The organism is Mesorhizobium sp. B4-1-4 (genome assembly GCF_006439395.2).
Taxonomy (GTDB): domain Bacteria; phylum Pseudomonadota; class Alphaproteobacteria; order Rhizobiales; family Rhizobiaceae; genus Mesorhizobium.
This window is the reverse complement of record NZ_CP083950.1, coordinates 1,708,465-1,735,269: the sequence shown is the minus strand read 5'-3', so window position 1 is coordinate 1,735,269 and position 26,805 is coordinate 1,708,465. Positions and strand designations below refer to the sequence as shown.

The window sequence follows — 26,805 nt, the reverse complement described above, 5'->3', positions numbered from 1 at the left end:
ATGAAAAGGCACAAGCCGGCTAACGAAAATTCCTGATTATGCCAGCACCCGTGTCCGATTCGAATCCGGGTTGATCAAGCCATGCCGCGCGCGATTTCCGTGATGACAGCGAAAGCCGCATCGACATCATCGCCGGTCGCTTCGAACTGACCAACCTGGAAGCGGATCGCCACCCGTCCATCGACCCGCGTCTGCGTTAGGTAGATGCGACCATCATCGTTGATCGCATTGACCAGCCGCAGATTGTGCTCGTCGGCATCGCCGTTCACGGCAGCCTTGTGCCGGAACGAAAACAGCGACAGCATCGTTTGGCTGACAATCTCGAAGTCAGGCACCTTTGCCAGCCGGGCGGCAAGGCCCTCGCTCCAGGCGACATGGTTGCGGATCATGGTGCGCAGGTTTTCCAGCCCGTGGGCGCGCAGCAGGAACCACAATTTCAGGGCGCGGAAGCGCCGGCCCAGCGGCACTGACCATTCGGAATAGTTGATGATGCCGTCATGGCCGTGCGTCTTGAGATAGTCGGGCTTGATGGCCAGCGTCCTGACATGGCTTTCAGGATCGCGCAGGAACTGGATCGAACAGTCGAACTGTGCGCCGAGCCATTTGTGCGGATTGAAGACGATCGAATCCGCACCTTCGATACCTGTCCAGAAGTGCCGGTACTCCGGACAAATCATCGCCGACCCGGCCCAGGCCGCATCGACATGGAGGTAGAGCCCATGCCGCTTGGCGACCTCGGCGACCGCGGCAACGTCGTCAGTGCCACCCGTGCTGGTACCACCTACGCAAGCAATGATGCCCGCCGGCAGCAGGCCGGCTTTCCTGTCGGCGACGATCGCCGCTTCAAGCTCTGCGGTGTCCATTGCGCGAAAGCGACCTGCCACCGGGATGCGGACAAGATTGTCCTCGCCGATACCGGCAACCCATATCGCGCGGTCGATCGACGTGTGCACCTGGTCGGAGGAATAGATGCGCAACCGCGCTTGCCCGGCCAGTCCCTTCTTGTTGCCTTGCCAGTCCAGCGCCCGCTCGCGCATGGTCAGCACGGCGTTGAGCGTCGCCGACGAGGCCGAATCCTGGATCACGCCGGAGAACCCTTCCGGTAGGCCGAGCGCCTGGCGCATCCAGTCGACGGTCCGCGTTTCAAGCTCGGTTGCCGCCGGAGAGGTCTGCCATAGCATGCATTGCGCGGCCATCGCCGAAACCAGATACTCGGCCACCACCGAGACCGGTGCCGCGTTGGCCGGAAAGTAGGCGAAGAAGCGCGGATGCTGCCAATGCGTCATGCCGGGCACGATCTTCGCTTCGAAATCGGCGAAGATCGTGTCCATCGGCTCCGGGGCTTCGGGTGGAGAGGCCTCGATGCTCCTGAATATCTCGCCCGGCGCAATCGCTGGCCGCACCGGCCGGTCGCGCAGGCTGGCGCGATAGTCGGCGCCCCAGTCGGCGGCCCGCCTCGACCAGTCGCGGAACTCTTCATTGTCCATGCTTTTCTCCCAATAGCCGGCGAGCGGGCCGGTTGCCCCAGCCGTCTCTTTAATTAACATGTTAAATACATTGGAGCAACCGGCGAGAGGCCTGGCGGCAGCACTACCCCGGAAAGTCCGGCAGGCTGGCAAAGGCTGACTTCAACGCATTCGACCAGCCTTCGGAAATGGCGCGATAATATTGGTCGTCCTGGCTGATCCGTTTCTTCAGCCCGATCTGGAAAGCATCCTTCTCCAGGAACAGAAGGTCGAGCGGCAAACCAACCGACAGGTTCGACTTCAGCGTCGAATCAAACGAGACCAGAAGCAGCTTCACGGTCTCGGCAAGGCTCATCGTCCGCTCATAGGCGCGGATGATGATCGGCTTGCCGTATTTGGTCTCGCCGATCTGGAAGAATGGAGTGTCGTCGGTCGATTCGATGAAATTGCCTTCGGGATAGATCATGAACAGCCGTGGCGGGCTGCCCTTGATCTGCCCACCCAGGATGAAAGAGGCATTGAAATAGGAATCGGCCTTCTCGCCGACAGGCGACGAATGGGCGATCACTTCCTTGACCGTGTCGCCGACCAGCCGCACCGTCTGATACATCGACGGTGTTTCGAGCAGCGTGGCATGGCGGTCCGCCACGGCCTTGGTGCGCTCCTCGAGCAGGCTGACCACGGCCTGTGTCGTCGCCAGATTGCCGGCGGACATCAGCACGATGACGCGCTCGCCCGGCTGTTCCCAGACATGCATCTTCTTGAAAGTCGAGATCGAATCCATACCGGCATTGGTGCGCGTGTCCGACATGAACACGAGCCCGCGATCGATCTTCAGGCCGACGCAATAGGTCATGGAATCTCTTCTAGAGTGGCTCGACGCAATTCCGGACGGAAAACCGCTTCACACTTTTCCTGGAATTGCTTCTGGCGGCAATCCTGAGGGATTACTGCTCCACCGTGACGGTGACCGCAAGCTGTTCTTCCGCCTGTCCCAGCCGAATTCCCGAGACCGGCGAGGCGTCACGATAATCGCGGCCGGTGGCCACCTTCACATAGCGCTCGTCGGGAGAAATACCATTGGCGGGATCGAAGGCAACCCAGCCGAGGCCCGGAACATGTGCTTCGGCCCAGGCATGGCTTGCCGCCTGCTCGACAGACGCCTCCATCATCAGATAGCCACTGACATAGCGGGACGGAAAACCCATGGCGCGCGCGGCGGCGGCAAAGATGTGGCTATGGTCTTGACAAACCCCGGTTTTCAGCGACAGGGCCTCCTCAGCCGGGGTCGCCGCATTGGTGATGCCAGGTGTATAGGCGACGCGCTCGCCGATGATGGCCATCAGCCGGTGCAGCCTTTCGATATCGGTGCCCGAGCCGACCGCTTCGGCAATACCACGGATGCCGCTGCCTATGGTGGTCAAAGGCGTCTCCTGCGCGAACAACCAGAGTGGCGCGAAGCCCTGATGCGGACCGCTGACGCCTGATGTGTCGCGCGTCACCACCTCGCCCGACGCCTCGACCGTGATGAAGTCGTGGTCACCCTCGACGCTCAACAGCCTGTTATCGTTGCCATACTGGTCGGTAAAGCGAACCTCCTCGCGCGCGCCTTCAACCTTTAATGCCCAGGACAGCACCGTCTGTGTCGGCCCGCTTACCGGCAGCAGCCTCAGCCGCTGTAACAGGTAATGCACCGGCGCATCGTAGCGGTATTCGGTCCGGTGAGAGATTTTCAGCCGCATGGCTATCGTCCGTTTGTGTGCATAATCTCATCCGAAAACCGGCAACCATTTTTCACCGTCATGGTCATTCGGTTCGGGACCATGCTCAATTAAACCTGTAGTCCTGTGCGATCTCGTCGCCGAGCCTGGTGTTGTCGCGAATGAAATTGGCCAGGAATTCGTGCAGGCCGGTATCGAAAATGTCCTTGATCGACCCTGCCCTCAACATCGCCTGCGTTTTCTCCGCCGTTGCGTGGCAGGCATGGCGTTCGCCATAGTCCTCGCCGAGGAACTTCAGATGCTCCGCCAGGAAGCGGTAGCAAAAGGTCAGCGATCGCGGCATGCGGACGTTGAGGATCAGGTAATCGGCAATATTGGTCGGCTTGTAGTCGGCGTCATAGACCCAGCGGTAGGAGCGATGCGCCGACACCGAGCGCAGGATCGATTCCCATTGGTAGTTGTCGAGCGTCGAACCGACCCAGGAGATCGACGGCAGAAGCACGTAGTATTTCACGTCGAGGATGCGCGCCGTATTGTCGGCACGCTCGACATAGGTGCCGAGCTGCGAGAAGTCGAAGATCTCGTTGCGCAGCATGGTGCCGTAGAACGAGCCGCGGATCAGCGCCGTCTCGCGCTTGATGGCGTCGAGCACGCTGGGCAGATCACGCTCGTCAATCGGTCTCGCCAGCATCCGCTTCAACGCCATCCAGGCTTCATTGATGCTTTCCCATGTCTCGCGCGTCAGCGCTGTGCGCACCATGCGCGCATTGTTGCGGGCCGTCTCGATCGACGCCATGGTGCTCGACGGGTTCGACGTGTCGCGCAAAAGGAAGTCGGCGACATTGGCCGCCGTGTAGTCCTGGTATTTCTGTGTGAAGGCGGCATCCGAACCGGCGCTGAGCAGCACTGAGTTCCATTCTTCGGATGCGTCCTGCGTCCGGGTCAGCGCCATGCGCAAGCCGGCATCGACCAACCTTGCCATGTTTTCCGCTCGCTCGATGTAGCGGTTCATCCAGTAGAGCCCGTTTGCGGTGCGGCCGAGAAGCATGTGAAGCGGCCCCTTCGAGCTAGTGAGTAGGGAATAGTGAGTAGTCAGTAGTAAACAGTTGAATCTCCACTGGATATGGCATGCGCTGTCCCCCTCTACTACTGCCTACTGCCTACTGCCTACTGCCTACTGCCTGCTCATCTCAATCATCCAGCACCCAGGTATCCTTGGTGCCGCCGCCTTGTGAGGAGTTCACGACCAGCGAACCTTCCTTCAGCGCAACCCGCGTCAGCCCGCCCGGCACGATCTGGATGCGGTCGGAGACCAGCACGTAGGGCCGGAGATCGACATGGCGCGGCGCCAACCCCTTCCCGGTCAGGATCGGACAGGTCGACAGCGCCAGTGTCGGCTGGGCGATATAGTTGGAAGGCTTCGCGGCCAGCTTCTTGGCAAAATCCTCGCATTCCTGCTTGGTCGCGGCCGGTCCCACCAGCATGCCGTAGCCGCCGGAGCCATGGACTTCCTTGATTACCAGTTCGTGGATGTGCTCGAGCACATATTTGAGGCTGTCCGGCTCGGAACAGCGCCAGGTGGGAATGTTGCCAAGGATCGCCTTGCGGCCGGTGTAGAATTCGACGATCTCGGGCATGTAGGAGTAGATCGCCTTGTCGTCGGCGATACCGGTGCCCGGCGCATTGGCGATGGTGATGTTGCCGGCGCGGTAGACATCCATGATGCCGGGTATGCCCAGAGCCGAATCCGGCCGGAAGGTCAGCGGATCGAGGAAGGAATCGTCCACACGGCGGTAGAGCACGTCGATCTGCTTATAGCCTTCGGTCGTGCGCATCGCGACGTGGCCGTCGATAACGCGCAGGTCCTGGCCCTCGACCAGTTGAACCCCCATCTGGTCGGCGAGGAAGGCGTGCTCGAAATAGGCGGAATTGTAGCTACCGGGCGTCAGCACCGCGATGGTCGGCGCGCCCTTGGTGCTCTGGGGGCGAACCGCCGCCAGCGACTGGCGCAGCAGCTGGGGGTAATTCTCCACCGGCCGCACCTTGATCTTCTGGAACAGCTCGGGGAACAGCTGCATCATCGTCTCGCGGTTCTCCAGCATGTAGGAGACACCGGACGGCGTGCGCGCATTGTCCTCCAGAACGTAGAACTCGTCCTCGCTGATGCGTACGATATCGACGCCGATGATGTGGGTGTAGACGCCGGCCGGCGGCCGCACACCGATCATCTCCGGCAGGAAAGCCTCGTTCCTGGCGATCAGGTCCTTGGGGACACGGCCGGCGCGCAGGATCTCCTGGCGATGGTAGATATCGTCTAGGAAGGCGTTCAGCGCCTGCACGCGCTGTTCGATGCCTTGTGTCAGGCGCCGCCATTCCTGGCCGGAAATAATGCGCGGAACGATGTCGAAAGGAATGAGCCGCTCGGAGGCTTCCTGCTCGCCATAGACGGCGAAGGTGATGCCGGTTTTGCGGAAGACGCGTTCGGCGTCCTGCATCTTCTCGGTAAGCCTGGCTGGATCCTGCTCCTTCAGCCAACGGTCATAAGCCGAATACGGTCTTCTAAGTCCGGAGACCTCCGGAAGCATTTCATCGAACGCTGCCAATCGCATACTCCCCTGTGACGCCATTTCACTGGCGTCGCCGGAGAAAATCAAGCGCAATCGGTGATTTGAGGGGTGCAGCCGATCAGTATCTTGCGCTTGCCTAAAATTAAGGCAGCTGAAATATCACCTTGCTCAGGCTGTGCCTGATGCCCGGGCAAATCCGCTCGGCAGCTAGAAGGCGCGAAACGTGACGACGGTGAAGGTGTCCTTGATGCCCGGCAGAACCTGCACCTTTTCATTGACGAAATGTCCGACGTCTTCCTCGTCGTCGACATAGAATTTGGCGAGCAGATCGTAATTGCCGGCGGTGGAATAGATTTCCGACGCGATCTCGGCATCGGCAAGCGCGCTGGCAACCTCATAGGATTTGCCCAGCTCGCATTTGATCTGCACGAAAAACGCCTTCATGGCTTCGTCCCGCTAAACTTCCAGGTCCAAGCGGCCCTTCTGGCAGACTGGAGGCGGCCTTTCAAGCGTTGGAATGCGCACTTAGCCGGCGCGGACACTGGCGATGTCGACCCTACGGAGCCGAAAATATCGTTAGTGCAGTGTTCGGAAAGCCCAGCTCATTGGCCATCAGCATAAGCAATCTGCTGCAGCGAACGAATATTGGCAGCCGCTGCAACCGTGAAGCGCCGTCATGCGTATGTTAGAATACCCGCCGACGGCTTTTTCAATGGCGGCTTTCGAGGACAAGGGAGACCGGTCATGCGCCGCACACTTTTCGCATTTGCCTTGGGTCCGCTGATACTCGCTTCCTCGGCGTCTGCCGGCGATGCCGATATCAAGGCGGCCCAGGCAGCCATAGATGGTCAGCTGAAAGCCTTCATCGCCAATGACGGCGCCACCGCCTACAGCTTCGCGGCGCCGAATGTGAAACAGATCTTCCCGACCGTCGACACCTTCATGAACATGGTCACCAATGGCTATGCACCGGTACGCAAGCCACAAACCTACTCCTTCGGCAAGGTCGAGGAGACGAGCCCAGGTTCGATCATCCAGCAGGTGCTGATCGTCGGCCCCGACGGCAAGGACTACGAGGCGGTCTACACGTTGCAGCAGCAGCCCGACGGCACGTTCCGGATCACCGGCTGCAGCCTGCGGGCGTCGAACTCGCTCAGCACCTGAACGGCTATAGCGTGGGGATATCGCCCCTCGCCCAGCCCTCGGTGATCTCGGCCCCGCGCGTCTCGAAGCTGCCGGCTTCGACCGCCGCCCGGATGTCCTGCATCAGCTTCTGGTAGTAGGACAGGTTGTTCCAGGTCAGCAGCATCGCGCCGAGCGCCTCCTGCGAGCGCACCAGATGATGCAGATAGGCACGCGAATAATCGCGCGTCGCCGGGCAGTCGCTTTCCTCGTCGAGCGGGCGCGGATCATCGGCATGGCGGGCGTTGCGCAGGTTGACCTTGCCGCGCCTGGTGTAGGCAAGGCCATGGCGGCCCGCCCGCGTCGGCATCACGCAATCGAACATGTCGATGCCGCGCGCCACCGATTTCAGGATATCATCCGGCGTGCCGACGCCCATGAGGTAGCGAGGCTTGTCCTGAGGCAGCTCCGGACAGGTGATGTCAAGCATCTCAAGCATCACCGCTTGGGACTCGCCGACGGCCAGCCCCCCGACCGCGTAACCCTTCAGGTTCATCGCGCTCAGCGCCTGCGCGGACCGCATCCTGAGCGCCGCGTTGTCGCCGCCCTGTACGATGCCGAACATCGCCTTGCCGGGCTGGTCGCCGAACGCCATTTTGCAGCGCTCGGCCCAGCGCAGCGACAACTCCATGGCGCGCTCGATCTCCTTCAGCTCGGCCGGCAGCGCCGTGCATTCGTCGAGCTGCATCTGGATATCGGAATCGAGCAAACCTTGAATCTCGATCGAACGCTCCGGCGACATCTCGTAAGGGGCGCCGTCGATATGCGAGCGGAAGGTAACGCCTTTCTCGCTCAGCTTTCTCAGCTTCGACAGGGACATCACCTGGAAACCGCCGCTGTCGGTCAGGATCGGATGCGGCCAGCGGGCGAACTCATGCAAACCGCCAAGCCGCGCCACGCGCTCGGCGCCGGGCCGCAGCATCAGATGATAGGTATTGCCCAGGATGATGTCGGCGCCGACGCCGCGCACCTGATCCATGTACATGGTCTTGACCGTACCGCCGGTGCCGACCGGCATGAAGGCGGGCGTGCGGATTTCGCCGCGCGGCATGTCGATCAAACCGCGCCGCGCCTTGCCGTCGGTCGCCAGAACCTTGAAGCTGAACGGCTTAGTCATTGAAGTCCTTGTCGTGGATTGGCGCACACGGCGCCTGCGTGTTGAGCGACGGGCATTGGATCATGCAGGGCTCATCCGCGCGCGGTAAAGCAGGCTCGCGTCTCCGTAGGAATAGAACCTGTAGTGGTTAGCGATGGCATGCGCATAGGCCGCACGCATCGTGTCGAGGCCGCTGAAGGCCGAAACCAGCATGAACAGCGTCGAGCGAGGCAGATGGAAATTGGTCATCAGCATGTCGGCGGTGCGAAAGCGATAGCCAGGCGTGATGAAGATGTCTGTCGGGCCCGACCATTCAGCCAGTGCGCCATCCTCACGCGCGGCGCTCTCCAGCAGGCGCAGCGAAGTCGTGCCAACGGCAATGATACGCCCGCCCCTCGCCTTCGCAGCATTCAAGGCGTCGGCGGTCGCCTGACTGACGGAGCCGATCTCGGCATGCATCTTGTGATCGGCGGTGTCGGCTGCCTTCACCGGCAGGAACGTGCCGGCACCGACATGCAAGGTGACGAAGTGGCGCTCGACCCCTTTGGCATCGAGTGTCGCGAAAAGCTCCGGCGTGAAATGCAGGCCGGCCGTAGGCGCCGCAACCGCCCCTTCCTCGCGGGCATAGATGGTCTGGTAGTCGGCGCGGTCGCGCTCGTCGTCGTCGCGCTTCGAGGCGATGTAAGGCGGCAACGGGATATGGCCGACGGCGTGCAACGCTTCGTCGAGGAAAGGCCCCGACAGGTCAAAGCCGAGCAGCGCCTCGCCGCCCTCGCCTTTCTCGATCACCGTGGCATCGAGCTGGCCAAGGAAACAGGAATTGCCGTCACGGCCAAAATGGATGCGGTCGCCGGCGACGATGCGCTTGCCTGGCCGCATGAAGGCGAGCCACCGATCCGGCGCCACGCGCATATGCAGTGTGGCCTCGACCTGCGCCTGCGCTTCGCCGCGCCGTCTGATGCCTTTGAGCTGCGCCGGAATGACCTTGGTGTCGTTGAACACCAGAACGTCGCCGGCCTTGAGCAAGGAAGGCAGATCGCCAACCGTCCGGTCATCGAGCGCCTCGCCCGGTTTGACCACCAGCATCCTGGCGCTGTCGCGCGGCTCTGCCGGGCGAAGCGCGATGCGCTGCTCCGGAAGGTCAAAATCAAAGAGGTCGACACGCATTGGAAATCAAAACAGCCGGACGAGCAGTGCCCCGACCAAGAGCAGCACCGCGCCGGCGACGCGGCCGAGCGAGATTTCACGCACCGCGACACCAAGGAAGCCGACGCGGTCGATGAGCATGCCGGCCAGCAGCTGGCCGGCCACCAGGAACGCCATCAGCGCGGCAGCGCCGATGCGCGGCGTGAGAATCGTCGAGAGCGTGACATAGAAGCCGCCGAGCATGCCGCCGGCGACGAACAGCCACGGCGCCGGTGCCTTCCAGTCGAGCGAAATGCCTTGCAGCTTCACCACCGTGACGGAGATGATGCCAAGCACGATAGCGCCCGACAGGAACGAAAACGCGGCCGCCGCGACCGGGAGCCCCAGGCCGCGCGCCAACTGCGAATTGATCGGCGCCTGAATGGCAATGAAGGCGCCGGACAGGATGCCGAGAAGCGACCAGACGACGCCCATCATTGTTATCTGCCTTACTTGACGTCGGCCGCGACCTTCAGCGACACGATCTTGTCGGGGTCCTGCACCGGCTCGCCGCGCTTGATCTTGTCGACATTGTCCATGCCTTCGATCACCTGGCCCCAGACTGTGTACTGGCGGTTGAGGAACGCGGCATCGTCGAAGCAGATGAAAAACTGCGAATTGGCCGAGTTCGGGTTCTGGGCGCGGGCCATCGAGCAAGTGCCGCGGCCGTGATTGGCGTTGGAGAATTCAGCCTTCAGGTCCGGCTTGTCGGAGCCGCCCATGCCCGCGCGGGACGGCGCGAAAGTCGGCTTGGACGAATTGCCGAACTTGACGTCGCCGGTCTGCGCCATGAAGCCCTCGATGACGCGGTGGAACACCACGCCGTCATAAGCGCCCTCACGCGCCAGTTCCTTGATGCGGGCGACATGGCCGGGCGCCAGGTCGGGAAACATTTCGATGACGACCTCGCCCTTGGTCGTTTCCATGATGAGCGCGTTCTCGCGGTCCTTGATTTCGGCCATGTCAGATATCCTTTTTCAAAACAGAATTATTTGTCGGCGGCGATGCGCACCTTGATCATCCGGTCGGGATCGGCGACCGTGCCATTGTCCGCCTCATCGCCCTTCTTGATCTTGTCGACCAGTTCCATGCCGCTGACGACATTGCCGACGATGGTGTACTGGCCATCGAGCGGCGGCGCCGGCGCGAACATGATGAAGAACTGCGAATTGGCGGAGTTCGGATCCTGCGAGCGGGCCATGCCGACCACGCCGCGCTTGTAGTGCTCGGTCTGCGAGAATTCGGCCGGCAGGTCGGGAAGATCGGAACCTCCGGTGCCGACGGCCTGGGCATTGAAACCCTTCTTCATGTTGCCGAACTTGACGTCGCCGGTCTGGGCCATGAAGCCGTCGATGACGCGGTGGAACGCGACATTGTCGTAGGCATGCTCACGCACGAGCTTCTTGATCTGCGCGACATGCTTGGGCGCCAGATCGGGCCGAAGCGCGATGGTCACGTCGCCGTCCTTCAGCGTGATGATCATGGTGTTTTCGGGATCGGCGGCATAGGCCGAGACCGATGCGGTCACGAGACCGGCGAGCACGACGAGGAACGAGGCAAGCTTCTTCAGCTGCATGGTCTTCTCCGGGAAACTTATTTTGCGAATTTGGCGGTGAGCGCGCCGGCAACCGCCGCCGGCACGAAGGGGTGGATGTCGCCTCCCATCGAGGCAATCTGGCGCACAAGTGTGGCGGTAATGGTGCGCACCGAAGGGCTGGCGGGCAGAAAAACCGTCTGCAATTCCGGCGCCATGGTCTCGTTCATGCCGGCCATCTGCATCTCGTAGTCGAGATCGGTACCGTCGCGCAGGCCGCGGATCATGATCGAGGCTCCCTGTTTCCTGGCGGCATCGATGACCAGCCCGTCAAAGGCGACCACCTTGATGCGGGTCCCGTCGCGGCCGAATTCAGCCTTCGTCGCCGCTTCGATGAGGTGCACCCTCTCCTCGAAGGAGAACAGCGGCTTCTTGCCCGGATGAATGCCAATCGCGGCGTAGACAATGTCTGCAACCGCCAGAGACGCTTTCAGCACATCGAGATGGCCGTTGGTCAGCGGGTCGAAGGAGCCGGCATAGAGGGCTGTGCGTTCGGTCATGCCGGAGCTTCTAGCGAGCCTCTCTCACAAAGGCAAATCCGATCGGGATCATGTCCGTGAACCCTTTCCGGCACATGAACGACAGATGAACACGCTGATCACGAAGCCTTCACGCAGCGTTCACTAGGTTGCACCTTAATAGGATGAAACCAAAACCCCATCTATCCGTTGGTAAGGCGCAGGAGAACACGCACATGCTGATCTACATGCTCGCCACCGCAATGACCGTCGCCATGCTGATCGCCACAGTATTCGGGTTGCATCAGGAGGCGCAACGTGCCCGCGTCAAGGCCGCCACGAAACGTTTTGAAGGCTTCGGCCTCCGCAAGCCGTATCGCCACTACTAAGTCAGCCTGAACCAAGTCAGTCTGAGCTTGCTACCGCGCCGGCCGATTGGCCGGCGTTGCCGTGTTTAAAGACCCGTGGCCGGACTTACTCGGCAGTCTCCGGCCCGGGGTCCGCCGCAGGAGTGGTGTCGGCGACGCCCTCGACGGTCTCTTCGCTTTCCTCGTCCGATTGCGGCTCGGAAATGCGCTCGACCGAAACCACCTTTTCACCTTCGGCGGTATTGAAGATGGTCACGCCCTTGGTGGCCCGGCTTGCGAAACGGATGCCGTTCACCGGCACCCGGATGACGGTGCCGCCATCCGACACCAGCATGATCTGATCGTCATTGCCGACCGGGAAGGTCGCCACCAGCCTGCCGATTTCGGCCGTCTTCGAGACGTCAGTAGCGCGGATGCCCTTGCCGCCGCGGCCGGTCAGACGGAAATCATAGGACGAGGAGCGCTTGCCGTAACCATATTCCGTGACCGTCAGCACGAACTGCTCATGCGCCTTGAGGAATTCGTAGCGTTCGTCGGACAGCTCCGCTTCCTCGTCGACCTCTTCATTGGTCAGCGCGATCTCTTCTTCTTCGCCCGGTATACCGGCAGCCAACCGCCGTTCGACCGCCGCCCGCTTGAGATAGGCGGCGCGTTCGGCCGGCGGCGCATCGACATGCTCGATGACAGCCATGGAAATGACGCGGTCGGTATCGGCCATGGCTATGCCGCGCACGCCGACAGAGTTGCGGCTCTGGAATACGCGCACGTCGCCAACCGAGAAGCGGATGCACTGGCCGGAGCTGGCGGTCAGGAGTACGTCGTCATTATCGGTACACGTCTCGACGCCGAGGATCTCGTCGCCCTCCTCCTCCAGCTTCATGGCGATCTTGCCATTGCGGTTGACCTGGATGAAGTCGGAAAGCTTGTTGCGGCGCACTGTGCCGCGCGTGGTGGCGAACATCACGTCGAGCTCGCCCCAGCTGGTCTCGTCTTCCGGCAGCGGCATGATGGTGGTGATGCGCTCGCCCTGCTCGAGCGGCAGCATGTTGATCAGCGCCTTGCCGCGTGACTGCGGATTGCCGATCGGCAGCCGCCAGACCTTTTCCTTGTAGACGATGCCGCGCGAGGAGAAGAACAGCACCGGCGTGTGGGTGTTGGCCACGAACAGCCTGGTGACGAAATCCTCTTCCTTGGTCGACATGCCGGAGCGGCCCTTGCCGCCGCGGCGCTGCGCCCGGTAGAGCGACAACGGCACGCGCTTGATGTAGCCGGAATGGCTCACCGTCACGACCATATCCTCGCGCTGGATCAGGTCCTCGTCTTCCATGTCGGCGCCGCCGTCGGTGAGTTCGGTGCGGCGTGGCGTGCCGAACTCGTCGCGCACGGCGGCGAGCTCGTCCTTGACGATCTGCTGGACGCGCGCGCGCGACGACAGAATGTCGAGATAATCGACGATTTCGGTGCCGATGGTGTTCAATTCGTCGGCGATTTCGTCGCGGCCAAGCGCGGTCAGGCGCTGCAGGCGCAGTTCGAGGATGGCGCGCGCCTGCTCCTCGGACAGATTGTAGGTGCCGTCCTCGTTGATGCGGTGGCGGGGATCGTCGATCAGAAGGATCAGCGATTCGACGTCGCCGGCCGGCCAGCGGCGCTCCATCAACTGTTCGCGCGCCGTCTGCGGATCCGGCGCGGTACGGATCAGCTTGATGACCTCGTCGATATTGGCGACGGCGATGGCCAGGCCAACCAGCACATGGGCGCGGTCGCGCGCTTTGCGCAGCAGGAATTTCGTCCGCCGTGTAATCACCTCCTCGCGGAAGGTGACGAACGCCTTCAGCATATCGGTCAGCGTCAGCAGTTCCGGCTTGCCGCCGTTCAGCGCCACCATGTTGGCGCCGAACGAGGTCTGCAGCGGCGTGAAACGGTAAAGCTGGTTGAGGATGACATCGGCAACGGCATCGCGCTTCAGCTCGACGACAACCCGGTAGCCCTGGCGGTCGCTCTCGTCGCGGATGTCGGAAATGCCCTCGATGCGCTTGTCGCGCACGAGCTCGGCCATCTTCTCGATCATCGAGGCCTTGTTCACCTGATAGGGAACCTCGGTGATGATGATCGATTCACGGTCATTGCCGCGCTGTTCGATGTTGACCTTGCCGCGCATGACAATGGACCCACGGCCGGTGGAATAGGCGCTGTAGATACCGGAACGGCCAAGCACGATGCCGCCGGTCGGGAAATCGGGACCTGGAATGATCTCCATCAGCGCCGGCAGGTCGATCGACGGGTTGTCGATGACGGCAATGGCGGCGTTGCAGACCTCACCGAGATTATGCGGGGGGATGTTGGTGGCCATGCCGACGGCGATGCCGCCGGAGCCGTTGACCAGCAGATTGGGAAAGCGCGCGGGCAGGACCTTCGGCTCGGTGTCCGAGGCATCATAAGTGTCCTGGAAGTCGACGGTGTCCTTGTCGATATCCTCCAGCAACTCATGCGCGACCTTGGTCAGCCGAGATTCGGTATAACGCATGGCCGCCGGCGGATCGCCGTCGATCGAACCGAAGTTGCCTTGGCCGTCGATCAGAGGCACGCGCAGCGACCAGTCCTGCGCCATGCGCACCAAGGCGTCATAGATCGAGGCATCGCCGTGCGGATGGTATTTACCCATCACGTCGGCGACGGGACGCGCGGACTTCACATATTTGCGGTTCCAGTGGTAGCCGCTCTCATGGGCGGCATAGAGGATACGACGATGCACCGGCTTCAGGCCGTCGCGCACATCGGGAAGCGCACGGCTGACGATCACGCTCATCGCGTAAGAGAGATAGGAGCTCTGCATCTCCTCGATTATGGAGATCGGCTCGATGCCGGTGGGGCCGCCGTCGGCGCCGCGCGGTGTCTTTTGGTCGGTCAAATCGGATCACAATCTATTCAGGAATCACCTGCTGCTTATATAGGAAGCCAGGCCGAAACTCCAACGTTCGCGGCACTTTTCCAGTGTCATTTTTGGTGGTAATTTCAAAAGGATACCGCTGATTGCGACGATATGGCCACGGTGCTTTTCGCCGCCAGCAAGGCAAAAGCCGGCAATGGACCAATTTCCCCGAACGAAGGCCGTGAGCGCAATGAAATGGACCCGGTGGCTGCCTCTGCGAGCGATGAGCGGTTGGACGCGCCGGGATCTCAATGGTGATCTGATCGCCGGCGTGACATTGGCCGCGATCGGCATTCCCGAGCAGATGGCAACGGCCCGGCTCGGCGGCTTCGCGGCCGAGAGCCGCAACAACAGGACGAAGCAATATGATGAGCCAACGGGAACCCTTGCTGAACCCCGTTGCCGTCAGTGATCTGCGGCCGACGCAGATCACGGTCGGCATGCGCGAGGTCGCCTTGAAGCGCCAGATGATCCGCTCGCAGAGCGCCAGAAAGACCGGGACCTTTCTCGGCAGCCACATGATTCCCGTCGTGCTGGGGCCGAAGAAGCGCAATTATGTCACGGACCATCATCACCTCGCCCGCGCCTTGCTCGAGGAAGGTGTCAGGGATGTGCTGGTCACGGTGATCAGCGACCTGTCGGGGCTCGACAAGGACGCCTTCTTCGTCGTGCTCGATAACAGGGGCTGGATGCATCCGTTCGACGAGAACGGCAAGCGTCAACCCTACGACGCCATTCCCAAGACCATGGCCGAACTCGTCGACGACCCATACCGGAGCATGGCGGGCGAACTGCGCCGGCAAGGTGGCTTTGCCAAGGACACGACCCCGTTCAGCGAATTCCTGTGGGCGGACTTCCTGCGCCGGCGCATCACGCCGGGCGCCGTGGCGAAGAACTTCGACAAGGCGATGAAAGAAGCGCTGCGCGTGTCCAAGGGCAAGGACGCGGACTATCTGCCAGGCTGGTGCGGGCCGACTTCGGACTGACCCCGCCTCAACGGCTTGGCCGGCGGGCACGATAGTTGCCTGGCGTCTCACCCATGACGCGTCGAAACCGGCGGTTGAAGGTCGACAGGTCGTTGAAGCCGGCGTCGAAGGCGATCGCCGAGATCGCTTCATTTGACAGGCGCAACCGCACCGCCGCCCTGTGCAGCCGGGTTTTGAGCAGGAACTGGTAGGGCGTCATGCCGGCGACCTGCCGAAAGGTGCGCAGGAAATGGTAGGGACTGGTCGCCGTTTCATCCGCCAGAGCCGACAGCGAGACCTGTCCGTCGGCATCCAGTTCGATCCGCCGCACGGCTTCGGCCACCCGTTTCTGATCGCGGCGGCTCGGCGCGCGCCGGACAGGCGTGGCGCCGGAAACCGTGGCCACGGCGGCGGCGGCAATGCGCAGGGAGAGTTCCTCGAAAGCGTCCGTGTCGGCCATTTCACGCGCGGCTTCCGCCTCGGCCAACAACGGCGCCAGGGCCGGCAAAGGCGGCAGGCGCGGAGCCTCGAAGGTCAGCCCCCTGGCACCAGGCACGCCAGCCACAATCCGTTCCATGTAAGCCGGCCTGAAATGGAACGAGAGGCAGCGGTCGCCACTGCCATGCTCGTGCCCGCATTCATAGCATGTGCCGGAATTGCCGAGCAGGAGGCTCCCCGGCGCCAGCATCGCGGTGCCCTGTTGCGCGCGGTAACGGAACGCGCCGCCGGTGACCGCCGCGATGCAGAAATCCTGATGTGCCTCCTCGAACGGCCGATCGCCGGCGCCGGCTGTGCAGATCACATCCGCCACGTGCCAGCCGGATCCGGATGCGATAGTGCGGGTGGTCGCTGTCATGGCCGAAATATAGCAATTTTTCCCAAGCCCAGAACCCCGTCAGCGCCTACTCCTCCCGGTCTCCTGACAAGAAGAGACCGCAGCCATGTTCACCCCGTCCTCCTTTGCCGAAGCCCTGCACAGTGCCGGACCGATCGACGGACTTGCCGAGAAACTGAACCTCTACGGTCGCTTCGTCGGCGCCTGGACTTTCGACGCCTCGCGTCGCCTCGAGGATGGCACCGTGCTGACTGGCCGCGGCGAGGTGCATTTCGGCTGGGTGCTGGAAGGCCGCGCCATCCAGGATGTCTGGATCCTGCCGGCGCGCGATGCCGGCCCGTCGCCCTCGCTCGGCAAGTGGACCTTCTATGGCACAACGCTGCGCGTCTATGATCCCGGCGCCGATGCCTGGCATATCTTCTGGAGCGATCCGCGCAACCAGTATTTCAGCCGCCAGCTCGGCCGCGCCGAGGGCGACACGATCGTGCAGGTCGGCGCCACCGGCACCGGCGCCTGGGTGCGCTGGAGCTTTTCACGCATCACGAAAGAGAGCTTCCGCTGGCTCGGCGAGCGCTCGCACGACAATGGCGCGACATGGCGGACGGACGTCGAGTTCCTGGCGCGCCGAGCAACAACACCCTGACGCAGCAACCCGTTGCAACGATGGAGAAAACCATGTTCGACCATATCTCGATCGGTGTCCGCGACGCCAACGCCTCGAAGCGCTTCTACGACGCTGCGTTGAAGCCGCTCGGCTATACCTGCCTCAACCAGTCACCCGGTTCGCTCGGCTACGGCGCCCAGAGCGTCGCGCTGTGGGTGAACGAGGCGGCACATCCGGTGCCGGCGGACGAAAAATCCGGGCTGCACTTCTGCTTCGCCGCACCGACGCGGGACAGCGTCGATGCCTTCCATTCCGGCGCCTTGCGTGAGGGCGGCAGCGACAACGGCGCGCCGGGCCTGCGCCCCGATTATGGCGAAAACTACTACGCCGCCTTTGTCGTGGACCCGGACGGCTATCGGCTCGAGGCCCATTGCGGCATTCCCGGCTAATCCGTCGAGAACCATAGTTTCGCGGTCCTGACTGTTCCCACCGAGCGGGCTTTGCTCTACCAATATTGGAGTGCGGGCCCGGCCCGGCGGGAGGGGTCAGCGATGCCGAGTTTCGACAGCCTGTTCAATGCCTTCGTCACCATTCTCGTGACCATCGATCCGCCCGGGCTGGCGCCGCTGTTCCTCGCCGTGACACGCGGCATGAACCGCGATGAGCGCCAGCAGGTGTCCGTGCGCGCTTCGGTCATCGGCTTCCTAGTGATGGCGCTGTTCGCCATCGCCGGCGCCTCGATCCTTTCGGTGTTCGGCATCACGCTTCCAGCATTCCGCGTCGCCGGCGGTTTTCTCCTGTTCTTCATCGCCTTCGAAATGGTGTTCGAGCGTCGGCAGGACCGCAAGGAGAAGATCGGCGACGTCGCCATCACCAAGGACATGATCCACAACATCGCCGCCTTCCCGCTGGCGATCCCGCTGATCGCCGGCCCCGGCGCGATTTCGGCGACGGTGCTGCTTTCAGGCTCGTTTCAAGGCTTTGCGGCGCAGGCGGCGTTGGTCGGCATCATCTTCGCGTGCCTCGTCATCACCTATCTGGTGTTCGTCTTGTCGGAGCGCATCGACCGCATTCTTGGCCAGACCGGCCGCTCGATCCTGACCCGCCTGCTCGGCGTCATCCTGGCTGCACTCGCCGTGCAGTTCGTCGCCGACGGCATCAAGGCGCTGATGGTGGGATAATCCGCGACAGGCGCGCCTGTCGGTCTATTTCGCCGCGGTATCGATGACCTCGAAATCGTGGGTGATCGTGGCGGTCTTGGCCATCATCGCGGAAGCCGAGCAGTACTTCTCGATCGACAGGTCGATCGCCCGCTTGACCTTGTCGGTCGAGAGCGCCCTGCCCTTGACGATGAAGTGCATATGGATGCGCGTGAACACTTTTGGGTCAGTCTCGGCCCGATCTGCATCGAGCTCGACGACGCAGTCCTCAACCGCTTCGCGGCCTTTTTCCAGGATATGGACGACATCATAGGCAGAGCAGCCGCCGGTGCCGATCAGCACCAGCTCCATCGGGCTTGGCCCCGGCGTCTTGCCATCAGGGCTGGAGGCTGTGCCCAGCACAACCTTGTGGCCGCTGCCGGACTCACCGACGAAGGTGCGCTCCTCGACCCATTTTACCCGTGCCTTCACCGCTCTGTCCTTTCAGTCCTTGATCGCGCCTGCCCAGGCCAAATCAACAACGCAAAACCCCGAAAGTCCATGCAGGACCTTCGGAGCATATCGATCACGTGACGTCAGCCGTCTGGTATTGCTTTCGATCAGAACGGGATTTCGTCGTCCAGCTCGCGTGACGAGCCGCCACCACCGCCCCTCGGCGCACCGCCGCCACGGTTGAAGCTCTCGTTCGGGCCGGACTGGCCGAAATCGGAACCACGGCTGCTGCCACCACCGGAATAGCCGCCGACCTGGCCGCCCTCACCCTGGCCGCGCGCATCGAGCATCTGCAACTCGCCGCGGAACTTCTGCAGCACGACTTCCGTCGTATACTTGTCGTTGCCGGTCTGGTCCTGCCATTTGCGGGTCTGCAGCTGGCCCTCGACATAGACCTTCATGCCCTTCTTCAGATACTGCTCCGCCACCTTGGCGAGCTGGTCGTTAAAGATGACGACATTGTGCCACTCGGTCTTTTCCTTGCGCTCGCCGGAATTCTTGTCGCGCCAGCTTTCCGACGTCGCGATGCGGATGTTGACGACCGGCTCGCCCGAGTTCAGGCGCCGGACTTCAGGGTCCGCGCCGAGATTGCCGACCAGAATGACCTTGTTGACGCTACCCGCCATGATACTTCTCCGCGCTCATCCGAAACAATTTTTTGTCGCAGCACCTTACAGGCTACGAACGCCAGCCGCCTGCCAAGGCTGGCTTTTCCCACAAGGTTTTTGTTCCCTTTTCGTTCCTATATGCACTGCTGCTGATTGTCAAGGAATGGCAGCAATGGTTGAGGCCATCATATGGGGGTCAAAACAGCGCTTGCCAAATTGATAAGTATCGACTTATGCTTTTGCCATGATCGAAGCAGAGATTTTCCGCGCACTGGCCGACCCGACGCGACGCGCCGTCTTCGAGCGTCTGGCGACAAGCGAGATGAGCGTGTCGGAACTGCGCAGCGGCCTGACGGTGTCGCAGCCGGCCGTCTCGCAGCATCTGGCGGTGCTGCGCGGCGCCGGGCTGGTGGTAGAGCGGCGGGCGGGCCGCAACGCCTATTATCGAGCCGATCCGCAGGGGCTTGCCCCCCTGCTCTCCTGGATCGAACGCTACCGCACCTTCTGGCCGGAGCGCATCGAAAGGCTGAAGACGGTTTTGAAGGACATGGATCAGTGAAAGATCCGGATCAGTGAAGGACATAGGATCGATGAACGCCAAAAACCAAAGCGAAGTCGTCCCGGATGCGATCGAGTTCGAATACGATCTTGCCGAACCGCCGGAAAAAGTGTGGCGGGCTCTGACCGTGCCGGAACTGCTCGCAGCCTGGATGATGCCAAACGACATCAGGCCGCAGGCCGGTAGCCGTTTTGCCTTCGCCGGAACTGAGGCGGCGATCGAATGCGAAATCCTCGAAGCCGAACCCGAACGCCTCTTGCGCTTTTCCTGGCGGGAGCAGCCGGGGGACGCCGCGCGCCAGGATCCGCTTGACAGTGTCGTCACCTTCACGCTCGCCCGCACGATTTCCGGCGGCACGCATCTGCGCATTTTCCATGACGGCTTTGCCCGCAAGGCAATGCCCGCTGTTGCCGTGGCGGGCGCCGGCTGCCGGCTTTCGCTCGGGTTGCGTGGGGCCGGAAAGCCCATCGCCGCGAACACGCCATGCCTGCTGCTGCGCGCGGCCTGAACACGGAAATCGGAGAAGAAAAATGAGCGGCCTTGCCAGTCTGGTGCCGATGGTGATCGAGCAATCGAGCCGCGGCGAACGCGCCTTCGACATTTTCTCGCGGCTGCTGCGCGAGCGCATCATTTTCATCAACGGCGAGATCAATGACGACGTCTCGGCGCTGGTCTGCGCACAGCTCCTGTCGCTGGAATCCGACAATCCCGACAAGGAGATCTCGCTCTACATCAACTCGCCGGGTGGTGTGGTGACCAGCGGCTTCGCGATCTACGACACGATGCAATATATCAGCTGTCCGGTATCGACCGTGTGCATGGGTTTTGCCGCTTCGATGGGCTCATTCCTGCTGATGGCAGGCACGGCGGGACGCCGCATCGCACTGCCGAACGCCACCATCCTGCTGCATCAGCCGCTGGGCGGCTTCCAGGGTCAGGCTTCCGACATCCAGCGCCATGCCGAGCGCATCGGCCAGACCAAGCGCCACATGACCGAACTCTACGCCCAGCATTGCGGCCGCACCTATGAAGAGGTCGAACGCACGCTGGACCGCGACCATTTCATGACCGCCCGCGAGGCCCAGGCCTGGGGCATCGTCGACCATGTCTTCGGCACTCGCAAAAAAGCGGCTTGATCAGACCAAAAAGCCTGCCGCCGGTCGAGGATTCGACGATACCGGTCTGGTTCCGATGGCGGTACGTCCCTATAGTCCCGGGATGACTGACACGCATCCGCCCAAAGTATCGCATCGCGCCACCATCGCTACGGTGCTCGCCATCACAGGTTTTGTATCCAGTACGGCGCTTGCCGAGAATGCCTCGCCATCGGCGCAGAAAAGCGCCCTGCCCGGCGTCAGCGGCGACTATCGCATCGCCAAGCCAGCCCTACAGCCGGAGCCCGATGACGCGTTCCCCAGCGGCAATGGCCAGTTCAAGATCGGCGATACGGATGTCAGGATTTCCGGCAGCATCACCGTCGATATCGGCGCCGGCGCGATCAAGCCTCCCAGATAGGTGGTGGGATGAGGCCTCCAAAAGGCCCGGAGCGTTGCCAACTCCCGTTCAAAAAAAGAACAGCCCCGCCGTGCTCTAGGCAAACGGCCGGGGCTTTCCTGGATCCATAGTCCAATCTTTTGCCGGGAGTGTACTGCCGGCGTTAGATTTCGGATGCTTCGCGGCTTGCAGCCGACGATCCGACTAGCAGTCTCTGATTTTTGGTGGGTTACGGCAGGTCACGGTTTGTCGGGTGGCGCAAACGCTAAACCCTTGACACTTATGCCTGCCGCGGCTCCAGCGACACGTGGAGCCTCAAGGGACTGTCCGGTGGCGTCATGCTCCGCTCCTCTGTCCGTTGCGACATCTCGTCCCGAAGCGCAAATCGCAAATGCCTGCGGCGTCTCGCAGGCCACCTCTGCGTGGCGAGGCCATCGAAAGACAGCCGGCTTCGTTGACGTCCCGAGACTGCCCCCATGAGCCGGCCGCGTCAACCATCAATAGCCGGTTACGGAAAAATGTGATCGCGCGGAGGTTACGTGCAGGTCAGTTTCCGCACAGCTTTGTCAGGAGCGTGTTCGGTCTTTGTTCTTTCCGCTTGCCCGCTCGCGCGAAAGGCGGTTAAACGACTTCTGTCGGGAGTTGTGGCGTCTCTCGACGTGGCGGCAAAAAAACCTACATAGGGGATGGCCGGGAAAAACCCGCCAATCCCACGAATTCCAGATCTGAGGCGGCGACCGGCGATGGCCGACCATAAATTCCTTTCCATTCGCGGGGCGCGCGAACACAATCTGAAGAATGTCGATCTCGACCTGCCGCGTGACAGCCTGATCGTCATGACCGGCCTGTCGGGCTCCGGCAAATCGTCGCTCGCCTTCGACACCATTTATGCCGAAGGCCAGCGCCGCTATGTCGAAAGCCTTTCGGCCTATGCGCGGCAATTCCTCGAAATGATGCAGAAGCCTGATGTCGACCAGATCGACGGCCTGTCGCCGGCCATCTCCATCGAGCAGAAGACCACGTCGAAGAACCCGCGTTCGACGGTCGGCACCGTCACCGAGATCTATGATTACATGCGGCTTTTGTTCGCCCGTGTCGGCGTGCCCTATTCGCCGGCCACCGGCCTGCCTATCGAGAGCCAGACGGTCAGCCAGATGGTCGACCGGGTGCTGGCGGTCGAGGAAGGCACACGGCTGTTCCTGCTGGCGCCGATCGTGCGCGGTCGCAAGGGCGAGTACCGCAAGGAACTGCTGGAACTGCAGAAGAAGGGGTTTCAGCGCGTCAAGGTCGACGGCGTCTTCTACGAAATCGCCGATGTTCCGGCCCTGGACAAAAAGTACAAGCACGACATCGATGTCGTCGTCGATCGCATCGTCGTGCGCGGCGATCTCGCCACAAGGCTTGCCGACTCCATCGAGACGGCACTGAAGCTCGCCGAGGGATTGGCGGTGGCCGAGTTCGCCGACAAGCCGCTCGACGCCAGCCAGACCGGCGAGGATTCGGTCAACAAATCGAAGAATGAGACGCATGAACGCATCCTGTTCTCCGAAAAATTCGCCTGCCCGGTATCCGGCTTCACCATTCCCGAGATCGAGCCGAGATTGTTCTCGTTCAACAACCCGTTCGGCGCCTGCCCAACCTGCGACGGTCTCGGCAGCCAGCGCGCCATCGATCCCAATCTCGTCGTGCCGGATGAGAGTGTGTCGTTGCGCGACGGCGCGGTCAGCCCATGGGCGAAGTCGACTTCGCCCTATTACGTGCAGACCCTCGAGGCATTGGGCAAGGCTTACAATTTCAAGCTCGGCGACAAGTTCAAGGATTTGAGCGCGGAGGCCCGGGAGGCGATCCTGCGCGGCACCGGCGAACGGGAAATCACCTTCCAGTACGATGACGGCCTGCGCTCCTACAAGACCACCAAGACGTTCGAAGGCGTCATCCCCAACCTCGAGCGGCGCTGGAAGGAAACCGAGTCCGCCTGGATGCGCGAGGAGATCGAGCGCTTCATGTCGGCAACGCCCTGCCCGGTCTGCAAGGGCTATAGGCTGAAGCCGGAAGCGCTGGCGGTTAAGATTGCCGGCGAGCACATTGGCGAAGTCACCGAGCAATCGATCCGCAACGCCGATCGCTGGTTCACCGACCTGCCCGCAAAGCTCAACGACAAGCAGAACGAGATCGCGGTGCGCGTGCTGAAGGAAATCCGCGAGCGCCTGCGGTTCCTCAACGACGTCGGGCTGGATTATCTGACGCTGTCGCGCAATTCCGGCACGCTGTCGGGCGGAGAAAGCCAGCGCATCCGGCTGGCATCGCAGATCGGCTCCGGCCTCACCGGCGTGCTTTACGTGCTGGACGAACCGTCGATCGGCCTGCATCAGCGCGACAACACGCGCCTGCTCGATACGCTGAAGCATTTGCGCGACATCGGCAACACGGTGATCGTCGTCGAGCATGACGAGGATGCCATCCTGCACGCTGACTATGTCGTCGACATGGGGCCGGCCGCCGGGATCCACGGCGGCGAGATCATCGCCCAGGGCACGCCCCAGCAAGTGATGGCGAACCCCAATTCGATCACCGGCAAATATCTGTCGGGCGCACTCGAAGTGGCAACGCCGGCCGTGCGCCGCGAGGCGAAGAAGAACCGGCGCCTGAAGATCGTCGGCGCGCGCGGCAACAATCTGAAGAACGTCACCGCCGAAATACCGCTCGGCACCTTCACCGCCGTCACCGGCGTATCGGGCGGCGGCAAGTCGACCTTCCTGATCGAGACGCTGTTCAAGGCGGCCTCGCGCCGCATCATGGGATCGCGCGAGCATCCGGCCGAACATGACCGCATCGAAGGCCTCGAATTCCTCGACAAGGTCATCGACATCGACCAGTCGCCGATCGGCCGCACGCCGCGGTCGAACCCCGCTACCTATACCGGCGCCTTCACGCCGATCCGTGACTGGTTCGCAGGCCTGCCTGAAGCCAAGGCGCGCGGCTACCAGCCGGGCCGTTTTTCGTTCAACGTCAAGGGCGGCCGCTGCGAGGCCTGCCAGGGCGACGGGGTCATCAAGATCGAGATGCACTTCCTGCCCGACGTCTATGTCACCTGCGATGTCTGCCACGGCAAGCGCTACAACAGAGAGACGCTCGACGTGCTGTTCAAGGGCAAGTCGATCGCCGACGTGCTCGACATGACCGTCGAGGAAGGCGTCGATTTCTTCGCCGCGGTGCCCGGCGTGCGCGACAAGCTCGACACGCTGAAACAGGTCGGCCTCGGCTACATCCATATCGGCCAGCAGGCGACGACGCTCTCCGGCGGCGAGGCGCAACGCATCAAGCTCGCCAAGGAACTGTCGCGCAAGGCGACCGGCAAGACGCTCTACATTCTCGACGAGCCGACCACCGGCCTGCACTTCCACGACGTCGCCAAACTCCTGGAAGTCCTGCATGAACTGGTCGACCAGGGCAACACCGTGGTGGTCATCGAGCACAATCTCGAAGTGATCAAGACCGCCGACTGGGTGCTCGACCTCGGTCCCGAAGGCGGCGACGGCGGTGGCGAACTGGTCGCCTCCGGCACGCCGGAAGCGATCGTGCGCGAAAAGCGCAGCTACACCGGCCAGTTCTTGAAGGAACTTCTGGAGCGGCGCCCCGGAGGCAAACGCGAAGCGGCGGAGTGATGACTGGGGATGGTCTCATCACGGTCCAGAGCCAGTTTGGCGTGACCGAAACCATCAACCGCCTGGCGGAAGCGATAAAGCGTGCGGGACTGCTTGAGTTCGCGCGCATCGATCACGCAGCCGGCGCGCGCGATGTCGACGCCGCGCTTCGCCCCACCGAACTGTTGATTTTCGGCAATCCCAAGGGTGGCACACCACTGATGCAGGACAGGCAGCTCGCCGGCATCGATCTGCCGGTCAAGGCGCTGGCCTGGGAGGATGAGCAAGGCAAGGTGTGGCTCTCCTACAATGATGCGAATTGGATCGCCGGGCGCCATAGCCTGGGCGAGGCCAGCCGCGCCGCAGTCGCGGCGATTGCCGCCGGCATGGAAAAGGTGATCGCCTCTGCTGCTGGAATGGATCAATCATGAGGCTCGCCCGCCGTGATGATCTTGCCGCGATCGTCGCGTTGACGAAAGCAGCCTATGCCCCCTATGACGCCATACTCGATGCGCCGCCGATCCCGGTTACCGAAGACTACGCGCCGCGCATCGCCCGGGGCGAGGTCTGGCTGCTGGAGCGCGCCGGCGAGCTCGCCGGGGTAATCACGCTGGAACGCCACGCCGACCACGCGATGATCTTCTCCGTCGCGGTGTCACCTGCCTTCCAAGGCAAGGGCTTCGGCATCACGCTGCTCAAGCACGCGGATGAACAGGCCCGCCTTTGGGGCTTGCCGGAGGTGCGGCTCTATACCAATGCGAAAATGGAGCGAAACATCGCGCTCTATCTCGCTTACGGTTATCGCGAAACGGGTCGCCGGCCCAATCCTTACCGACCAGGATGGGTGCTCGTCGACATGGCCAAGCCGGTCGGTGAGACAGCCTGATCTTTCGGAACCGACTTCTGCACCTGGGAGGACGACAATGAGCAAATCGGGAACAATCCGCGCCGGCATGGGCGGCTGGACCTTCGAGCCCTGGGACACGTCCTTCTATCCGGACAAGTTGTCGAAGGCGAAACAGTTGCAATATGCCAGCCGTCAGGTGCCCAGCATCGAGGTCAACGGCACCTATTATTCCAGTTTCAAGGAGCCGACCTTCATCAAATGGGCCAGCGAAGCGCCGGACGGTTTCGTCTATTCGCTGAAAGGCAATCGCTTCGTCACCAACCGGCGCGTACTCGGCGAAGCCGGCGAATCGATGATGCGCTTCCTTGGCTCGGGCGTCGCCGCGCTCGGCGAAAAACTGGGACCGATCCTGTGGCAGTTCGCGCCGACGAAAAAGTTCGACCCGGACGATTTCGAAGCCTTTCTGAAACTGCTGCCGGAGAAGCAGGACGGTGTCGCGCTGCGCCATGCGCTTGAAGTGCGCAACGACAGTTTCATTGTCCCGGAATTTCCCGCGCTGGCGCGCAAATACAAGGCGGCGATCGTCTACGCCGATCATGCCAAATACCCCGATATCGCCGACATCACCGGCGATTTCGTCTATGCGAGGCTGCAGACCGGCAGCGACGACAATCCCGATTGCTACACGCCAAAGGGTCTCGACGAATGGGCGGCGCGGGCAAAGACTTGGGCGGAAGGCAAGCAGCCGGCCGATCTGCGGCGCGCCGATCCCGCAACCGACGCGCCGGTGCAGCCACGCGACGTGTTTGTCTACTTCATCACCGAGGGCAAGGTGCGCGCACCGTTCGGGGCCATGGCGCTGATGAAGCGTGTGACCGGCTGACGAGCGTCAGCCGGTATCCGGCTGCACGCCATAAGCGCGCCGCCTATGCGTTTTGCGCGCAGGCGGGCGCCCACTTCGTGGCATCTTCGCCACGATCGTAACCTTCTCGACACTTCCTTGCTGCATGAATGCGCGGACGCCAAGCCGC

Annotated in this window: 31 protein-coding genes; 15 read left to right on the top strand and 16 right to left on the bottom strand. The window is 62.2% G+C overall.

Annotated features, from left to right (window positions below):
• Positions 1-74 precede the first annotated feature (74 nt).
• The 6 genes from FJW03_RS08330 to FJW03_RS08305 form a co-directional block, all read right to left on the bottom strand.
• Complete coding sequence (locus FJW03_RS08330) at positions 75-1,487, bottom strand: pyridoxal phosphate-dependent decarboxylase family protein (protein WP_140760094.1); 1,413 nt, start codon at positions 1,485-1,487, stop codon at positions 75-77.
• A gap of 103 nt (positions 1,488-1,590) precedes the next feature.
• Entirely contained in the window at positions 1,591-2,322 is a 732-nt protein-coding gene (locus FJW03_RS08325; protein ID WP_140692955.1) for a peptidase, read from the bottom strand.
• Between the two features lie 91 nt (positions 2,323-2,413).
• The gene (locus FJW03_RS08320) at positions 2,414-3,208 is read right to left on the bottom strand and encodes a transglutaminase family protein (protein ID WP_140760091.1); all 795 of its coding nucleotides are present in this window, start codon (positions 3,206-3,208) and stop codon (positions 2,414-2,416) included.
• Positions 3,209-3,293: 85 nt separating this feature from the next.
• Entirely contained in the window at positions 3,294-4,235 is a 942-nt protein-coding gene (locus FJW03_RS08315; protein WP_140760089.1) for an alpha-E domain-containing protein, read from the bottom strand.
• Between the two features lie 142 nt (positions 4,236-4,377).
• Entirely contained in the window at positions 4,378-5,790 is a 1,413-nt protein-coding gene (locus FJW03_RS08310; RefSeq protein WP_181173111.1) for a circularly permuted type 2 ATP-grasp protein, read from the bottom strand.
• A 171-nt stretch (positions 5,791-5,961) separates the two neighbouring features.
• On the bottom strand, positions 5,962-6,198 hold the full coding sequence (locus FJW03_RS08305) for an Lrp/AsnC ligand binding domain-containing protein (protein WP_091574954.1): 237 nt from the start codon (positions 6,196-6,198) through the stop codon (positions 5,962-5,964).
• A gap of 300 nt (positions 6,199-6,498) precedes the next feature.
• On the opposite strand from FJW03_RS08305, the gene FJW03_RS08300 reads away from it, so the two are divergent.
• A complete protein-coding gene (locus FJW03_RS08300) occupies positions 6,499-6,918 on the top strand; it encodes a DUF4864 domain-containing protein (protein WP_140760085.1) in 420 nt (139 codons plus the stop codon).
• 4 nt (positions 6,919-6,922) lie between these two features.
• On the opposite strand, the gene tgt is transcribed toward FJW03_RS08300, so the two are convergent.
• The 6 genes from tgt to coaD all read right to left on the bottom strand — a co-directional run bounded on the left by tgt (position 6,923) and on the right by coaD (position 11,311).
• A complete protein-coding gene (gene tgt, locus FJW03_RS08295) occupies positions 6,923-8,053 on the bottom strand; it encodes a tRNA guanosine(34) transglycosylase Tgt (RefSeq protein ID WP_140760082.1) in 1,131 nt (376 codons plus the stop codon).
• Between the two features lie 60 nt (positions 8,054-8,113).
• On the bottom strand, positions 8,114-9,199 hold the full coding sequence (gene queA / locus FJW03_RS08290; RefSeq protein WP_140760080.1) for a tRNA preQ1(34) S-adenosylmethionine ribosyltransferase-isomerase QueA: 1,086 nt from the start codon (positions 9,197-9,199) through the stop codon (positions 8,114-8,116).
• Positions 9,200-9,205: 6 nt separating this feature from the next.
• Positions 9,206-9,655 carry a DMT family transporter gene (locus FJW03_RS08285; protein WP_140607041.1) on the bottom strand — a complete coding sequence of 150 codons (450 nt, stop codon included), beginning with the start codon at positions 9,653-9,655 and terminating at the stop codon, positions 9,206-9,208.
• Between the two features lie 11 nt (positions 9,656-9,666).
• The gene (locus FJW03_RS08280) at positions 9,667-10,179 is read right to left on the bottom strand and encodes a peptidylprolyl isomerase (protein ID WP_140607042.1); all 513 of its coding nucleotides are present in this window, start codon (positions 10,177-10,179) and stop codon (positions 9,667-9,669) included.
• Positions 10,180-10,205: 26 nt separating this feature from the next.
• Positions 10,206-10,700, bottom strand: a complete 495-nt coding sequence (locus tag FJW03_RS08275; protein ID WP_226890686.1) for a peptidylprolyl isomerase — start codon at positions 10,698-10,700, stop codon at positions 10,206-10,208.
• 110 nt (positions 10,701-10,810) lie between these two features.
• Positions 10,811-11,311, bottom strand: a complete 501-nt coding sequence (coaD, locus tag FJW03_RS08270) for a pantetheine-phosphate adenylyltransferase (protein ID WP_140760077.1) — start codon at positions 11,309-11,311, stop codon at positions 10,811-10,813.
• A 194-nt stretch (positions 11,312-11,505) separates the two neighbouring features.
• On the opposite strand from coaD, the gene FJW03_RS08265 reads away from it, so the two are divergent.
• Positions 11,506-11,658 carry a hypothetical protein gene (locus tag FJW03_RS08265; protein ID WP_140760074.1) on the top strand — a complete coding sequence of 51 codons (153 nt, stop codon included), beginning with the start codon at positions 11,506-11,508 and terminating at the stop codon, positions 11,656-11,658.
• Positions 11,659-11,743: 85 nt separating this feature from the next.
• Here the strand turns inward: FJW03_RS08265 and gyrA are convergent, their stop codons facing one another.
• Positions 11,744-14,545 (bottom strand): DNA gyrase subunit A, encoded by a 2,802-nt coding sequence (gene gyrA / locus FJW03_RS08260; protein ID WP_140760072.1) that lies wholly within the window; start codon positions 14,543-14,545, stop codon positions 11,744-11,746.
• Between the two features lie 175 nt (positions 14,546-14,720).
• Between gyrA and FJW03_RS08255 the strand changes: the two genes are divergently transcribed.
• Together FJW03_RS08255 and FJW03_RS08250 are read left to right on the top strand one after the other, a co-directional pair.
• Positions 14,721-14,978 (top strand): hypothetical protein, encoded by a 258-nt coding sequence (locus FJW03_RS08255; RefSeq protein WP_140760069.1) that lies wholly within the window; start codon positions 14,721-14,723, stop codon positions 14,976-14,978.
• Positions 14,932-15,552, top strand: coding sequence for a ParB-like protein (locus FJW03_RS08250; protein WP_140760067.1), 621 nt, complete (start codon positions 14,932-14,934; stop codon positions 15,550-15,552). The genes FJW03_RS08255 and FJW03_RS08250 overlap by 47 nt, the downstream gene beginning before the upstream one ends.
• 7 nt (positions 15,553-15,559) lie before the next feature.
• On the opposite strand, the gene FJW03_RS08245 is transcribed toward FJW03_RS08250, so the two are convergent.
• A complete protein-coding gene (locus FJW03_RS08245; protein WP_140760065.1) occupies positions 15,560-16,387 on the bottom strand; it encodes a helix-turn-helix transcriptional regulator in 828 nt (275 codons plus the stop codon).
• A gap of 85 nt (positions 16,388-16,472) precedes the next feature.
• Between FJW03_RS08245 and FJW03_RS08240 the strand changes: the two genes are divergently transcribed.
• The 3 genes from FJW03_RS08240 to FJW03_RS08230 all read left to right on the top strand — a co-directional run bounded on the left by FJW03_RS08240 (position 16,473) and on the right by FJW03_RS08230 (position 18,151).
• Positions 16,473-17,009: a hypothetical protein gene (locus FJW03_RS08240; RefSeq protein WP_140760063.1), complete on the top strand. Its 537-nt coding sequence runs from the start codon at positions 16,473-16,475 to the stop codon at positions 17,007-17,009.
• A gap of 32 nt (positions 17,010-17,041) precedes the next feature.
• A complete protein-coding gene (locus FJW03_RS08235; protein ID WP_140760061.1) occupies positions 17,042-17,419 on the top strand; it encodes a VOC family protein in 378 nt (125 codons plus the stop codon).
• A gap of 102 nt (positions 17,420-17,521) precedes the next feature.
• A complete protein-coding gene (locus tag FJW03_RS08230) occupies positions 17,522-18,151 on the top strand; it encodes a MarC family protein (protein WP_137931086.1) in 630 nt (209 codons plus the stop codon).
• Positions 18,152-18,175: 24 nt separating this feature from the next.
• On the opposite strand, the gene FJW03_RS08225 is transcribed toward FJW03_RS08230, so the two are convergent.
• Positions 18,176-18,601, bottom strand: coding sequence for an OsmC family protein (locus tag FJW03_RS08225; protein ID WP_140760058.1), 426 nt, complete (start codon positions 18,599-18,601; stop codon positions 18,176-18,178).
• 128 nt (positions 18,602-18,729) lie between these two features.
• Positions 18,730-19,248, bottom strand: coding sequence for a single-stranded DNA-binding protein (gene ssb, locus FJW03_RS08220; protein ID WP_140760056.1), 519 nt, complete (start codon positions 19,246-19,248; stop codon positions 18,730-18,732).
• 226 nt (positions 19,249-19,474) lie between these two features.
• Here ssb and FJW03_RS08215 point away from each other — a divergent pair, with 226 nt between their 5' ends.
• The 8 genes from FJW03_RS08215 (at position 19,475) to FJW03_RS08180 (ending at position 26,657) form a co-directional block, all read left to right on the top strand.
• Entirely contained in the window at positions 19,475-19,789 is a 315-nt protein-coding gene (locus tag FJW03_RS08215) for an ArsR/SmtB family transcription factor (protein WP_015317709.1), read from the top strand.
• A gap of 31 nt (positions 19,790-19,820) precedes the next feature.
• Entirely contained in the window at positions 19,821-20,297 is a 477-nt protein-coding gene (locus FJW03_RS08210; RefSeq protein WP_140760054.1) for an SRPBCC family protein, read from the top strand.
• Between the two features lie 22 nt (positions 20,298-20,319).
• Positions 20,320-20,925: an ATP-dependent Clp protease proteolytic subunit gene (locus FJW03_RS08205; protein ID WP_140692975.1), complete on the top strand. Its 606-nt coding sequence runs from the start codon at positions 20,320-20,322 to the stop codon at positions 20,923-20,925.
• Between the two features lie 82 nt (positions 20,926-21,007).
• Positions 21,008-21,304 carry a hypothetical protein gene (locus FJW03_RS08200; protein ID WP_140692977.1) on the top strand — a complete coding sequence of 99 codons (297 nt, stop codon included), beginning with the start codon at positions 21,008-21,010 and terminating at the stop codon, positions 21,302-21,304.
• Positions 21,305-22,026: 722 nt separating this feature from the next.
• Positions 22,027-24,948, top strand: a complete 2,922-nt coding sequence (gene uvrA / locus FJW03_RS08195; RefSeq protein ID WP_140760052.1) for an excinuclease ABC subunit UvrA — start codon at positions 22,027-22,029, stop codon at positions 24,946-24,948.
• Complete coding sequence (locus tag FJW03_RS08190; protein ID WP_181168878.1) at positions 24,948-25,358, top strand: DUF302 domain-containing protein; 411 nt, start codon at positions 24,948-24,950, stop codon at positions 25,356-25,358. The genes uvrA and FJW03_RS08190 overlap by 1 nt, the downstream gene beginning before the upstream one ends.
• Positions 25,355-25,813, top strand: a complete 459-nt coding sequence (locus tag FJW03_RS08185; protein ID WP_140760048.1) for a GNAT family N-acetyltransferase — start codon at positions 25,355-25,357, stop codon at positions 25,811-25,813. The genes FJW03_RS08190 and FJW03_RS08185 overlap by 4 nt, the downstream gene beginning before the upstream one ends.
• Before the next feature lie 37 nt (positions 25,814-25,850).
• Positions 25,851-26,657 (top strand): DUF72 domain-containing protein, encoded by an 807-nt coding sequence (locus FJW03_RS08180; RefSeq protein WP_140607060.1) that lies wholly within the window; start codon positions 25,851-25,853, stop codon positions 26,655-26,657.
• Positions 26,658-26,805 lie beyond the last annotated feature (148 nt).

Coding starts and splice junctions, on each gene's coding strand:
- FJW03_RS08230 (WP_137931086.1), top strand. CDS start 17,522: ATGCCGAGTTTCGACAGCCTGTTCAATGCCTTCGTCACCATTCTCGTG.
- tgt (WP_140760082.1), bottom strand. CDS start 8,053: ATGACTAAGCCGTTCAGCTTCAAGGTTCTGGCGACCGACGGCAAGGCG.
- FJW03_RS08315 (WP_140760089.1), bottom strand. CDS start 4,235: ATGCTTCTCGGCCGCACCGCAAACGGGCTCTACTGGATGAACCGCTAC.
- FJW03_RS08250 (WP_140760067.1), top strand. CDS start 14,932: ATGATGAGCCAACGGGAACCCTTGCTGAACCCCGTTGCCGTCAGTGAT.
- FJW03_RS08275 (WP_226890686.1), bottom strand. CDS start 10,700: ATGATCATCACGCTGAAGGACGGCGACGTGACCATCGCGCTTCGGCCC.
- FJW03_RS08180 (WP_140607060.1), top strand. CDS start 25,851: ATGAGCAAATCGGGAACAATCCGCGCCGGCATGGGCGGCTGGACCTTC.
- FJW03_RS08320 (WP_140760091.1), bottom strand. CDS start 3,208: ATGCGGCTGAAAATCTCTCACCGGACCGAATACCGCTACGATGCGCCG.
- FJW03_RS08325 (WP_140692955.1), bottom strand. CDS start 2,322: ATGACCTATTGCGTCGGCCTGAAGATCGATCGCGGGCTCGTGTTCATG.
- FJW03_RS08255 (WP_140760069.1), top strand. CDS start 14,721: ATGGACCAATTTCCCCGAACGAAGGCCGTGAGCGCAATGAAATGGACC.
- FJW03_RS08300 (WP_140760085.1), top strand. CDS start 6,499: ATGCGCCGCACACTTTTCGCATTTGCCTTGGGTCCGCTGATACTCGCT.
- queA (WP_140760080.1), bottom strand. CDS start 9,199: ATGCGTGTCGACCTCTTTGATTTTGACCTTCCGGAGCAGCGCATCGCG.
- FJW03_RS08265 (WP_140760074.1), top strand. CDS start 11,506: ATGCTGATCTACATGCTCGCCACCGCAATGACCGTCGCCATGCTGATC.
- coaD (WP_140760077.1), bottom strand. CDS start 11,311: ATGACCGAACGCACAGCCCTCTATGCCGGCTCCTTCGACCCGCTGACC.
- FJW03_RS08190 (WP_181168878.1), top strand. CDS start 24,948: ATGACTGGGGATGGTCTCATCACGGTCCAGAGCCAGTTTGGCGTGACC.
- FJW03_RS08240 (WP_140760063.1), top strand. CDS start 16,473: ATGTTCACCCCGTCCTCCTTTGCCGAAGCCCTGCACAGTGCCGGACCG.
- FJW03_RS08185 (WP_140760048.1), top strand. CDS start 25,355: ATGAGGCTCGCCCGCCGTGATGATCTTGCCGCGATCGTCGCGTTGACG.
- FJW03_RS08305 (WP_091574954.1), bottom strand. CDS start 6,198: ATGAAGGCGTTTTTCGTGCAGATCAAATGCGAGCTGGGCAAATCCTAT.
- FJW03_RS08210 (WP_140760054.1), top strand. CDS start 19,821: ATGAACGCCAAAAACCAAAGCGAAGTCGTCCCGGATGCGATCGAGTTC.
- FJW03_RS08215 (WP_015317709.1), top strand. CDS start 19,475: ATGATCGAAGCAGAGATTTTCCGCGCACTGGCCGACCCGACGCGACGC.
- uvrA (WP_140760052.1), top strand. CDS start 22,027: ATGGCCGACCATAAATTCCTTTCCATTCGCGGGGCGCGCGAACACAAT.
- FJW03_RS08245 (WP_140760065.1), bottom strand. CDS start 16,387: ATGACAGCGACCACCCGCACTATCGCATCCGGATCCGGCTGGCACGTG.
- ssb (WP_140760056.1), bottom strand. CDS start 19,248: ATGGCGGGTAGCGTCAACAAGGTCATTCTGGTCGGCAATCTCGGCGCG.
- FJW03_RS08285 (WP_140607041.1), bottom strand. CDS start 9,655: ATGATGGGCGTCGTCTGGTCGCTTCTCGGCATCCTGTCCGGCGCCTTC.
- FJW03_RS08205 (WP_140692975.1), top strand. CDS start 20,320: ATGAGCGGCCTTGCCAGTCTGGTGCCGATGGTGATCGAGCAATCGAGC.
- FJW03_RS08280 (WP_140607042.1), bottom strand. CDS start 10,179: ATGGCCGAAATCAAGGACCGCGAGAACGCGCTCATCATGGAAACGACC.
- FJW03_RS08200 (WP_140692977.1), top strand. CDS start 21,008: ATGACTGACACGCATCCGCCCAAAGTATCGCATCGCGCCACCATCGCT.
- FJW03_RS08330 (WP_140760094.1), bottom strand. CDS start 1,487: ATGGACAATGAAGAGTTCCGCGACTGGTCGAGGCGGGCCGCCGACTGG.
- FJW03_RS08235 (WP_140760061.1), top strand. CDS start 17,042: ATGTTCGACCATATCTCGATCGGTGTCCGCGACGCCAACGCCTCGAAG.